Annotated in this window: 9 protein-coding genes; 7 read left to right on the top strand and 2 right to left on the bottom strand. The window is 45.8% G+C overall.

Going from position 1 to position 12421, the window contains the following annotated elements; translation table 11 throughout:
• Positions 1–155 precede the first annotated feature (155 nt).
• The 6 genes from hutC to ACHFJ9_RS14245 all read left to right on the top strand — a co-directional run bounded on the left by hutC (position 156) and on the right by ACHFJ9_RS14245 (position 7636).
• Positions 156–863, top strand: a complete 708-nt coding sequence (gene hutC / locus ACHFJ9_RS14270) for a histidine utilization repressor (RefSeq protein ID WP_046874833.1) — start codon at positions 156–158, stop codon at positions 861–863.
• A gap of 129 nt (positions 864–992) precedes the next feature.
• Entirely contained in the window at positions 993–2243 is a 1251-nt protein-coding gene (hutI, locus tag ACHFJ9_RS14265; RefSeq protein WP_395357222.1) for an imidazolonepropionase, read from the top strand.
• Between the two features lies 1 nt (position 2244).
• Positions 2245–3255: a formimidoylglutamase gene (hutG, locus tag ACHFJ9_RS14260; protein WP_253643692.1), complete on the top strand. Its 1011-nt coding sequence runs from the start codon at positions 2245–2247 to the stop codon at positions 3253–3255.
• A 73-nt stretch (positions 3256–3328) separates the two neighbouring features.
• Complete coding sequence (gene hutU, locus ACHFJ9_RS14255; RefSeq protein WP_395357220.1) at positions 3329–5026, top strand: urocanate hydratase; 1698 nt, start codon at positions 3329–3331, stop codon at positions 5024–5026.
• A gap of 11 nt (positions 5027–5037) precedes the next feature.
• Complete coding sequence (gene hutH, locus ACHFJ9_RS14250) at positions 5038–6573, top strand: histidine ammonia-lyase (RefSeq protein ID WP_012841910.1); 1536 nt, start codon at positions 5038–5040, stop codon at positions 6571–6573.
• Positions 6574–6910: 337 nt separating this feature from the next.
• A complete protein-coding gene (locus ACHFJ9_RS14245) occupies positions 6911–7636 on the top strand; it encodes a DUF3581 domain-containing protein (protein ID WP_005395883.1) in 726 nt (241 codons plus the stop codon).
• Between the two features lie 110 nt (positions 7637–7746).
• On the opposite strand, the gene ACHFJ9_RS14240 is transcribed toward ACHFJ9_RS14245, so the two are convergent.
• Both ACHFJ9_RS14240 and ACHFJ9_RS14235 read right to left on the bottom strand, forming a co-directional pair.
• Complete coding sequence (locus tag ACHFJ9_RS14240; protein WP_114322445.1) at positions 7747–8208, bottom strand: isoprenylcysteine carboxylmethyltransferase family protein; 462 nt, start codon at positions 8206–8208, stop codon at positions 7747–7749.
• A 73-nt stretch (positions 8209–8281) separates the two neighbouring features.
• Positions 8282–11317, bottom strand: a complete 3036-nt coding sequence (locus tag ACHFJ9_RS14235; RefSeq protein ID WP_395357217.1) for an FAD-binding and (Fe-S)-binding domain-containing protein — start codon at positions 11315–11317, stop codon at positions 8282–8284.
• Between the two features lie 264 nt (positions 11318–11581).
• On the opposite strand from ACHFJ9_RS14235, the gene ACHFJ9_RS14230 reads away from it, so the two are divergent.
• A complete protein-coding gene (locus ACHFJ9_RS14230; RefSeq protein WP_005395880.1) occupies positions 11582–12262 on the top strand; it encodes a DUF3334 family protein in 681 nt (226 codons plus the stop codon).
• Positions 12263–12421 lie beyond the last annotated feature (159 nt).

Here is a 12421-nt window from a genome sequence, read left to right as displayed (position 1 = left end):
AATTCCATCATCAATCCAAATAATACTCAGCAGCAAGAGTCATTCAGCCCCACAATAGGATTGTTCTGTCACTAAGTGGGGCGTTCGTCTAGAAATGTTTGCAATTTGTACCTAAATTAAGCAGTATTTGTATAGTCAAATAAAAGGAAATCATTATGTCTGCACCACTCTACATTCAAATCAAACAATTTATCCTCGATAAAATTGATGCTGGAGAGTGGATAGTCGGTCATCGTATCGCCACAGAGATTGAGCTTACCGAGCAATTTGGTGTCAGTAGAATGACAGTGAACAAAGCAATTCGGGACTTAGTTAATGAGGGCAGATTACAACGTCGCCCACGCTTAGGTACGTTTGTGTGTGATCCTGGTGAAAAGTCAGAATCTCCTCTGTTAGACATTCGAAACATTGCCGAAGAAGTCAGCGACCGAGGGCGACAATATAGCAGTAAAGTGCTCAAACAAGTTGCCATAAAAGCAGATGACAGCATTGCGACAAAACTCGGCGTCATGCTTGGCACAACGGTGTTTTACAGTGAAATCATTCACTATGAAGACCAAACGCCTATTCAATTAGAACTCCGCTGGGTGAACAGCCAATATGCCCCGAGTTATTTAAATCAAGACTTCACACAAATCACTCCGAATCAATACCTGTCAGATAATTGCCCACTCAACGCTATTGAACATACTGTAGAGGCAATTGTGCCTGACGGCCGTATTAAGCAAGACTTAAAAATGCAAGCCAATGAGCCTTGCCTTCTCTTGAATCGCAGAACGTGGAGCCAAGATAAGTTAGTCAGTACCGCCCTACTTTATCACCCTGGTAACAAATATAAGCTGAGCTCAAAAGTGCTCATTTAATGACAAGATTGGTCCTCTAGATCTACGTTTTGATCACATTTTAGCAACATCAATCTTGTCAGTGTTCTTATTTTGCTCTATTTATTTGTATATACATTTAATGATACAAATAAACACAGGGACACAAACATGGATTTGCTGATTGAAAACGCACGTCTGGTCACCATGCAACCGGGAGAGCACGGTTATCTGCCAACGTCTCCTGCTCGTATTGGCATTCAATCTGGAAAAATCGTTGCGATCAGCACCTGTGCAATTGGTGAAGACGAACCGCAAACCGAGTCTCTGCTGTCTGCCCAACATTACGCTCAGAGTATCGACCTTCAAGGCAAGTTAGTTCTGCCAGGTTTGATCGACTGCCACACTCATCTTATTTATGCGGGCAATCGTGCCAACGAATTTGAAATGCGCTTAAACGGCGTGCCATATCAAGAAATTTCCAAACAAGGCGGTGGGATACTTTCAACGGTGCATGCGACGCGTTCAGCAACCGAAGCGCAATTAGTTGAGTTAGCGTTACCACGTTTAGACGGGCTACTCGCGAGCGGCGTCACTTCTATTGAAGTGAAATCAGGCTACGGATTGACACTGAATGACGAAGTAAAAATGCTCCGTGCAGCCAAAATGCTTGAACAAGAGCGCAAAGTTAAAATCACCACTACACTTCTTGCCGCTCACGCCATTCCGCCTGAGTTCCAAGGCCGTGCAGATGACTATATTGAGCACATTTGTCAGGACATAATCCCTGTTGTCGCAAAGGAAGAATTAGCCACGAGTGTCGATGTTTTTTGTGAATCGATTGGTTTCAATCTTGAACAAACAGAAAAAGTGTTTGTAGCTGCAAAACGCCACGGCTTAAAGGTTAAAGGGCATACAGAGCAACTTTCGAATCTCGGTGGTACAGCCCTCACTGCTCAATACAACGGTTTGTCAGCGGATCACATCGAGTTTTTAGATGAGCAAGGTGTTAAAGCACTTGCTCGCTCAAACACTGTCGCCACTCTACTGCCTGGCGCTTTTTATTTTCTAAGAGAAACTCAGTTACCACCGATTGAGTTGTTGAGAGAGCATAACGTGCCGATGGCAATTGCTACGGACGTCAACCCAGGTACATCACCGTTTTCTGATCTCACACTCATGCTGAATATGGCGTGCACACTATTTCGCCTTACGCCGCAAGAAGCACTGCGTGGTGTAACGCAACATGCAGCCAAAGCTCTGGGTTATCAAAACTCACGTGGCACCATCAAAGTAGGGTTTGATGCGGACTTCTCTATCTGGGATATCGAAAGTCCTGCAGATTTAAGCTATCAAGTCGGAGCAAAACGTCTGGTAGGTCGTATAGTAAATGGTGAATACATTTCACACGGAGGCCAATAATATGTCTCAATTCGACTTACACTCTCCCCTATTTCATTGGCAAGGCCGTCATGATGCCGAGGACGGCAAACTTGGTCAGCGAATTCATCACGTGGTTCAACGCCAGAAAGCAGATGAGTTAGGGGCAGTTGCGCATGGCGTCTCATTACTGGGTTTTGCTACCGACGCTGGCGTAGCCAGAAACAAAGGACGCATTGGTGCGAAAAAAGCGCCAGATTTAATCCGACGAGCACTCGCTAATTTAGCATGGCACCAAGACGTCCCACTATATGACTTAGGCACCGTGGTGTGCGAAGACGACTTACTGGAAGAGAGCCAATCTCTATGTGCGGCAACCATTTCAAGCGCACTACCTCATACGCCTGTCATCGTGTTAGGTGGCGGGCATGAGATTGCGTGGGCCTCGTTTTCCGGCTTAGCGGAGTATTTTAAAGCGCACCATCCAGAAAAGAAGCCTAAAATCGGTATCATCAATTTCGATGCGCATTTCGACTTACGCGCATTCGAGAGCAGCATCGCCGACATCAGACCAAGCTCTGGCACCCCCTTCAACCAAATTCATCATTTTTGCCAACGTAACGATTGGGACTTTCATTACGCTTGCATCGGTGTAAGCCGCAGTAGCAACACTAAAGCGCTATTTGAAAAAGCAGATGCGTTAAATGTTTGGTATGTAGAAGACAATCAGCTTTGCTACCTAAACCACAGTTATCACTTAACCCAGCTTCAACACTTTATTGACGACTGTGACTACCTCTATTTGACCATTGATCTGGATGTATTTCCTGCGGCAACCGCACCTGGGGTCAGCGCACCAGCAGCTCGGGGAGTTAGTTACGACACTATTGCCCCCTTTTTAGATCGAATTCTTCATTACAAAAATAAGCTCATGCTGGCTGATATCGCCGAATACAACCCTAATTATGACGTCGATAGTCAAACTGCACGCTTAGCTGCCCGTTTGTGTTGGGATATCGCCAACGCGATGGCGGAAAAGCAACACAAACCATAACGCATCCTAGATGCCACTTATTATTACGACCAAGCAAGTACTTGGTCATCACGAGAAACTAAAGGAGTCTGAAATGACACAGCGCCAGGGACAAGATCCACGACTTGATACAAGCAGAACAATTCGTGCACCTCACGGAGATAAACTGCGCGCAAAATCTTGGCTAACCGAAGCCCCTCTTCGTATGCTGATGAACAACCTCGATCCTGATGTTGCAGAACATCCACATTCGCTGGTTGTATATGGCGGCATTGGCCGTGCGGCACGAAACTGGGAATGTTACGACAAGATTGTTGAAGTACTTGAAAGACTCGAAGATGACCAAACGCTTTTAGTTCAATCAGGCAAGCCTGTTGGTGTTTTCCCTACCCATAAAAACGCCCCACGCGTGCTTATCGCAAACTCAAACCTCGTTCCTCATTGGGCAAACTGGGAACACTTCAACGAGCTCGATAAACAAGGCTTGATGATGTACGGCCAAATGACCGCTGGCAGCTGGATATACATTGGCTCACAAGGCATCGTCCAAGGCACATACGAAACATTCGTATCTGTTGCGAAAAAGCACTTTGACGGCGAAGCAAAAGGCCGATGGATTCTAACTGGCGGTCTTGGTGGTATGGGTGGTGCTCAGCCTCTAGCTGGTACGATGGCGGGCTTCTCCATGATTGCGGTAGAGTGTGATGAATCGCGTATCGATTACCGCCTACGTACAGGCTATGTCGATAAGAAAGCGACATCTTTAGATGAAGCGCTTGCTATCATCAAAGAATCAGACACACCAGTATCGGTTGGTCTACTGGGTAATGCAGCTGACGTTTTCTCTGAGTTGGTAGAACGTAATATCACGCCTGATGTAGTAACAGACCAAACGTCTGCACACGATCCGCTCAATGGCTACTTACCACAAGGCTGGAGCATGTCTCACGCTGCAGAAATGCGTTTGCAAGATGAAGCAATGGTCGTTAAAGCAGCCAAAAAATCCATGGCAGTGCAAGTTCAAGCCATGTTAGAGCTACAAAGTCGCGGCGCCGCAACACTCGACTACGGTAACAACATCCGCCAAATGGCTCTGGAAGAAGGCATAGAAAACGCATTTGATTTCCCTGGCTTCGTTCCAGCCTACATTCGCCCTCTATTCTGCGAAGGTATTGGTCCTTTCCGCTGGGCCGCTCTCTCTGGCGATCCTGAGGACATTTATAAAACCGACCAAAAAGTAAAAGAGCTAATTCCAGATAATCCGCACTTACATAACTGGCTAGATATGGCGCGCGAGCGCATTCAGTTCCAAGGTTTACCTGCACGTATTTGCTGGGTTGGTCTTAAAGATCGTGAGCGTCTTGGTCAAGCATTCAATGAAATGGTGAAAAATGGCGAACTTAAGGCGCCCGTTGTCATTGGTCGTGACCACTTAGACTCTGGCTCCGTAGCAAGCCCGAACCGAGAAACCGAAGGCATGATGGACGGTTCTGACGCCGTATCAGACTGGCCACTATTAAACGCACTACTCAATACGGCGGGCGGCGCAACTTGGGTTTCACTGCACCACGGTGGTGGCGTAGGTATGGGCTTCTCACAACACTCAGGTATGGTTATCTGCTGTGACGGCAGTGAAGATGCCTCAAAACGTATTGCCCGCGTGCTGCATAACGACCCAGCAACAGGCGTGATGCGTCATGCTGATGCGGGATACGATATTGCTAAACAATGTGCAGCAGAGCAAGGGCTAGATTTGCCAATGCTCAACGAAGAACTGAAGAAGCTCAAGTAAGGATGAAAGAGATGTTAAATTTAACGCTAAAGCCAGGTCATATTAGCTTAAACGAACTACGCCAAGTGAGCCGTTCACCAGTCAACCTTACTTTGGATCCTGAAGCCATTCCGGCCATTGAAGAAAGCACGCAAGTCGTAGACCGAGTCATCGCGGAAGATAGAACGGTTTACGGAATTAACACTGGTTTTGGGCTATTGGCTAACACACGAATAGCCCCGGAAGATCTAGAAACACTGCAACGCAGTATCGTTCTTTCTCATGCGGCAGGTATCGGTGAGTTTATGTCAGACGAAACGGTTCGTCTGATGATGGTATTGAAAATCAATAGTCTGTCTCGTGGTTTTTCTGGTATTCGCCTAAAAGTCATTAATATGCTGACCGACCTAGTTAACGCACAAGTTTACCCTTGTGTACCTAAAAAGGGCTCTGTTGGCGCCTCAGGAGACTTAGCTCCTCTGGCCCACATGAGCACAGTATTACTAGGTGAAGGACAAGCTCGTCACAACGGTAATATCATTTCTGGGCAAGAAGCATTAAAAATCGCAGGTCTAGAACCCATAACTCTGGCACCGAAAGAAGGCTTAGCGCTGCTAAATGGTACCCAGGCATCAACAGCGTTCGCATTAGAAGGTCTGTTTATCGCGGAAGATCTTTTCGCTTCGGCTACAGTATGTGGCGCAATGTCTGTCGAAGCCGCTCTCGGCAGCCGACGTCCATTCGATCCACGCATTCATCGTGTACGTGGTCATCGCAGCCAAATGGACGCTGCACTGGCCTATCGTCATCTATTGGATACATCAAGTGACATTGGTGATTCGCATACTAACTGTGAAAAAGTGCAAGACCCGTATTCTTTGCGCTGTCAACCTCAAGTAATGGGGGCGTGTTTGCAGCAAATCCGCAACGCTGCAGAAGTATTGCAAGTAGAAGCAAACTCCGTATCAGATAACCCGTTGGTGTTTGCTGAAGATGACGACATCATCTCTGGCGGTAACTTCCACGCAGAGCCTGTTGCAATGGCAGCTGACAACCTAGCACTGGCGATTGCTGAGATCGGCAGCCTGTCTGAACGTCGTATGGCATTGCTTATCGATAGCGCATTATCAAAATTACCACCGTTCTTAGTCGATAATGGTGGTGTGAACTCTGGTTTCATGATTGCCCAGGTCACCTCTGCTGCGCTAGCAAGCGAAAACAAAACGCTCGCTCACCCAGCGTCAGTAGACAGCTTGCCAACATCAGCAAACCAAGAAGATCACGTGTCAATGGCAACCTTCGCGGCTCGCAGATTAAAAGAAATGGGGGAAAACACTCGCGGCATTCTGGCGGTCGAATACCTCTCAGCAGCACAAGGCCTAGACTTTAGAGCACCAAACAAGTCTTCTGAGCGTATCGAGATTGCCAAACAAATGTTGCGTGAAAAAGTATCGTTCTACGATAAAGATCGCTACTTTGCGCCGGACATTGAACAGGCGAATACTCTGCTTAAGCTGGCTATCCACAACACGCTTATGCCAGAGAGTCTGTTACCAAGTGTTCAGTAATCCAGCATTACCAGCACTTAATCTAAAAACCGGATGATAATTTGAAGGCTCCACGTTTCGCGTGGAGCTTTTTTATCTCCTCACTAAACGTATTCCCAGCGATCTTTATGAACACTTGCATATTGTTATTGCTATACTTTTAAAAATAGCCGACGTAATAAAGTCGCTGTTTATTGCTTTCACAAATAAAAGCGTTGCTAAAGTATGCGTTTTTAACGATTTATCCGCCGAAATAGTGTCTTATTGTTAGGATACGGTGAAGTTTTCACTGGATGGACCATTGCTACGCAGATATTCGAATATAATCCCACACAGTTTTGGTTACTACGTAAAAATTATGTTTCTAACACCTTATTTTTCAAACACTAATCACCAGTTTCAGTTCACTCGCGAACAAGCAAGCCACTTTGCAAAACGTGTCGCAGGTGACTACAACCCAATCCACGATGAAGACAACAAACGCTTTTGTGTCCCTGGGGATTTACTTTTCGCTGTGCTTCTTAGTAAAGAAGGCGTCAGCCAAAAGATGCGTTTTAACTTCTCTGGCATGGTAAACGATGGTGTAGCACTTCATATTGAAAATAAGTGTGAAAAAGAAAGCGCCGTTGTTGACGAGGCCGGTAAAGAATACTTACACATGTCCCGTGAAGGTGAGACTAATCACGATCCCGCATTTATTGAGCATGTCGTAACAAATTACGTGCAATTCTCTGGCATGAACTTCCCTCACATCATGGTTCCTCTTATGGAAGAGAAGCAAATGATGATCAACTGCCAACGTCCATTAGTTATTTATGAAAGCATGGAAGTTGAATTTTCACGCTTAGACCTTACGCATCCTGAAGTGGATTTCACTGGCGCAACGTTCGACGTGGAAGGCAAACGTGGGGTAGTCACCTTAAACTTTGCGTTCAAAGAAGACGGTGAAGTCGTTGGCAAAGGCATCAAACGCATGGTTGCAAGCGGCTTGAAGCCATATGACCAAGAAGCGGTTGACGATCTTGTACGCCGTTTCAATGAACGTAAGGATGCATTCCTAGCAAAGTTCGTTAAGGCAGCCTAATCGACTGCCCTATCAGAAGCGCTCAAAAAACGTGTTTACTAAAAGAAAGCCCAACGTCGATCGTTGGGCTTTCTTTTTATGTCTCATCCAAATAAAACTAAACGCAATGCTTAGATCCAGCGGCGGACGTGGTTTTTATAATCCACATACTCTTCACCAAACAATCGCTCTAGAACACGTTCCTCTGGCTTGATTTGAAATCGATTCATATAACTGACAAATACGACGCCACAAAGCACCACACTCAAATGCTGCCACCACAAACCAATTGCAATGATTAGAAGCAGTAGCGCCATATACATCGGGTTGCGCGAAAAAGAAAATACGCCAGTTCTCACCACGGAAGAGGCCGTGTCAGGCTTTACAGGGTTAACCGTCGTTTTTACTTTATGGAATTCATACACACCAGCAATGCCCATATAACCAGAGAGCAAAGTTAACCCGCCAACCACAACCTCGACAAAGGGCACACTAATATTCAGGCTCGGCACCAGAACTGTCAGTCCATACATGAGTAGTATGACCAACAAAAACACCGCAACAGGTGGGACTTTGAGTTCAAGTTTTCTCAAGATTCATATCCTTTGAAATTGTTGTATGTGACTTCTAAAAAAGCCCAGTAAAACTGGGCTTAATTTGATGTGATTATATCAAAGTTAACAGCGCCTGAACGGGATGTTTGGGCTTTGTTCCTTCAAAGCGTTTCACTTGGCTGCGGCAAGAGTAGCCAGTAATCAAACATCTCTCGTTATCTAACTTATCTAAGCTTGGCTTCCAGCTTAAATTGTAAATGTCTTTCGACATCGACAACTTATCGACCTCGTGACCAAACGTACCCGCCATACCACAACAACCAACCGGTACCGTATTTAAAACCGCACCAAAGTGAGCAAAAATAGCGCCCCACTCTTTTTCCGCATTCGGCATTTTGGTTTTTTCAGTACAGTGCGCAAACAGATACCAAGATTCCTGCGCCTTATGCTCTCCGCTTTCAAACTCTTCTAGTCTTGGGTAAAGCCATTCGTGGGCCGTTAGTACATCGAAATCACCTCGCTTACTGCCAAGTACTTCAGCGTATTCATCTCGATAACACAGCACCAATGCAGGGTCGACACCAACTAATGGAATATCCAGATCCGCTACCATCGCCAAAAACTTCGCTGTATCGGCTGCTGTATCCTTAAACTGACGTAGAAAGCCTTTAATGTGTTGTGCTTTACCGTTCGGCTTAAATGGCAGAAGCACCGGATGCATGCCCAGCTTTTTCAATAATTTAACGAAGTCTTCTACAACATCGGCGTCGTAGTAGCTAGTGAATGGGTCTTGAACAATTAAAACATGCTTGCTCTTTTCAGACGAAGACAAACCGCTGAGCGCTTGCAGGTCATAAGGCGTTGTCAGCGACTCTACTCGTTGTTTCAACGTAGGTACTGATAACAGCGGCGCATCGACATACCCAACTGTTGAAGCCGTTAAGCTCTTGACCCACGACTGCTTCAAAACACCGTTTACGACACCTGGCGCTTTCGCCATCATCGGCAGCATAGTCTCTATGTTCGCAACCAGATAATCTTTTGCTGGACGTTGGTAACGAGAGTGATAAATGTTTAAAAAGCGTGAGCGGAAGCTCGGAACGTCGACTTTAATCGGACACTGGCTCGCACACGCTTTACACGCTAAACAACCATTCATCGCTTCATACACTTCGTGGGAGAAATCGTATTCGTGACGACGATTGATAGAATGACGTACACGGTCAATCATGGTTTTGATTGATGTTTTGTTTTCTAGTGTTTGCTTTTCTAAGTCAAGGATATCAATGCCTTGTTCAGTGAGCTGACGCAACCACTCGCGAACCAAACCCGCACGACCTTTCGGTGAATGACGACGATCGGCTGTTACTTTCATCGATGGACACATTGGCGAGCTGGTATCGTAGTTAAAACACAAACCGTTACCGTTACACTCCATCGCTTGCTTAAAGCTGTCACGTACTTGAACGTCAATCTGACGGTCATAGTAACCACGTTTGGTATCGGTAACTTTTACTAACTCTGCATCGCTATCAAGCGGCGTACAGATTTTGCCCGGGTTCATTTTGTTGTGTGGATCGAATGCCGCCTTCACACGTCTCAGCTCAGTAAACAACTCATCACCGAAAAACTCAGGGCCATATTCTGAACGGAAACCTTTGCCGTGTTCACCCCACATCAAACCGCCGTATTTCGCCACCAGCTTAACCACTTCATCAGAAACTTCGTGCATCAATGCTTCTTGGTGCGGGTCACACAAATCCAACGCAGGACGTACGTGAAGCACCCCGGCATCGACGTGACCAAACATGCCGTAATTCAGCGATTTACTATCTAATAGTTCGCGAAACTCAACAATGAAATCAGCCAAGTTTTCTGGTGGTACACAGGTATCTTCAGCGAATGCGACCGGTTTAGCGCGGCCTTTTGCTGCGCCTAACAAACCCACCGCTTTTTTACGCATGTTGTAAATACGCCCGATACTCGCTACATCGTTACAGACTTGGTAACCGATGATGCCCGCTTCTTCTGTTTCCAGCATGGTATCGAGCTTGGCGGTCAGCGCTGCAACCTGCGCTGCAACTTCTTCTTCGTCCTGACCTGCATATTCCACCATATTGATGCCAAGCATCTCTTTATTTGGAACATCGGTAAGCAAATCACTCACGGTGTGCCAGACGATATCTCGCTTCGCGAGATTAAGTACTTTCGAGTCAACGGTTTCTACAGATAGCGCTTTCGCTTCGACCATCAACGGTGCATTACGGAGCGCAGAGTCAAAGCTGTTGTATTTAACGTTAACCAAAGTACGTGCTTTCGGAATTGGCGTCAGATTTAGCTTCGCTTCGGTAATAAATGCCAATGAACCTTCCGCGCCACACAGCACTCGTGTGATGTCGAAACGGTCATCGTCTTCATTCAAGGCATTTTTTAAATCGTACCCCGTTAAAAAGCGGTTGAGCGGAGGAAATTTATCCACGATCTGCTGGCGTTTTTCACGACATACGGATTCCGTTACTCGTAGCGCCTTGGCAGCAAACTCGCCTTCTTCGGGGTAGCCGTTGGACAGATCTGATTCTAAAACTGAGCCATCAGCAAACACCGCTTGTAGCGACAAAACATGATCGGATGTTTTTCCGTATTTCAGAGAACCTTGACCAGAAGCATCAGTGTTGACCATACCGCCAATTGTGGCACGGTTACTAGTTGATAAGTCCGGAGAGAAGAAGTAACCGTAAGGGCGAACCGCATCATTTAACTGGTCTTTCACTACACCAGTTTGTACACGAACCCAGCCTTCTTTCTCATTAATCTCAAGCACTTTGTTCATGTGACGAGACATATCCACCACAATACCTTTGGTTAGCGACTGACCATTGGTCCCTGTGCCGCCACCACGAGGTGAAAAGGTGATTCGTTCGTACTTTTCTTTATTGCTCAGTTTCCCGAGGAGAGAAACATCTTCTGTCGTTTTGGGATGAACGACAGACTGAGGAAGTTGCTGGTAAACACTGTTGTCAGTGGCAACCGCGAGTCGGCTTGAATATTGGCTTTCGATATCACCAGTGAATCCGGCGTGCTCAAGCTCTTTCAGAAAACTAAGAACAAGAGGATCGACATCAGTTTGCGAGTGTAATCTTGGTAACATTTGCTTCCTGCCCCTACGACGCTGAATCCGATCAGCTGCGGGTTATGTAATTATTTGCTCACTTCTCATACAAGTTGGCGTTCAGCGAAACAAAACACCACAAAAGAGTAAGTGAAGTAATATTCTTTGAATTTCGTCACTTTACAACATTTAAAAAGACGAGCAAATCAGAATCTCGATACAATAATTAAACTTATGCTTTATTTTTTCACGCTTGATGCCTTACATTGGGGAACGAATCGCGTTTCTAGATGAGTTTTCAGAATGAAAAAAAATAAAATTGTGACCACTGAAGATATCCTTCTCAAACTTTGCCAGTCTGTTTCTGGCGTCCTAACTTCGGCGACATCTTCTCAAGTAAATTACTCTGCAATGGTGCAAAAAATCCACAAGACTAGCCTCAAGCCAGATTTTGGCTGTTTTGTTCTGTTTGATGGCGGGTTTACCGGGCTGGTCGTAATTAATTTTACGGCAAAAGCCGCATTAGAGATCTACACCAACTACATGCGTAATATGGGTATGCCAGAAGAAGAACTGGCAATATCTCATACTTCTGACGAGGTGGGAGATGTTCTGGGTGAGCTAATGAACCAACTGGTTGGAGATTTCACCAATAAAATTCGTAAAGAGCTGCAAACGAACATCACACAAAACCAGCCCAAAATGATGGCGCTGAATAAGCAAGTCATCTTACAAGTTGACACCAACCTTGACCGCCCTCAAGCTCGCCGAGTGACGTTCTCCACCGAAAACAACAACATTTTCTATCTAGAGTTGGCGATGGACAAAACTGAGTTCATCCAACTAGAAGAGTTTGAAATCGCAGAAGACGAAAATCCAGACGATATTTTAGAAGCAACACGTAAAAATATGGCTGAGAAAGAATCTAAATCGTCGGGATCAAACGATGATGCCGATGACTTGCTCAACCAGCTCGGATTGTAATTCCAGCTAATCTTAATGAAGAATGGCTTCTTAGACACAAGTACGACTTCATGCTGATTATGACGAACTAAAACGCCTAGCCTCGCCTTCTGCGGGGCTTCTTTTTATGCCCACAAACCACCTTCACTCCCACCTTGTATTTCGTTTTTATGTCAAAAA

This window comes from Vibrio sp. D3 (assembly GCF_043995865.1).
Taxonomy (GTDB): Bacteria; Pseudomonadota; Gammaproteobacteria; order Enterobacterales; family Vibrionaceae; genus Vibrio; species Vibrio diabolicus.
This window is presented reverse-complemented; position numbering and strand designations above follow the sequence as displayed.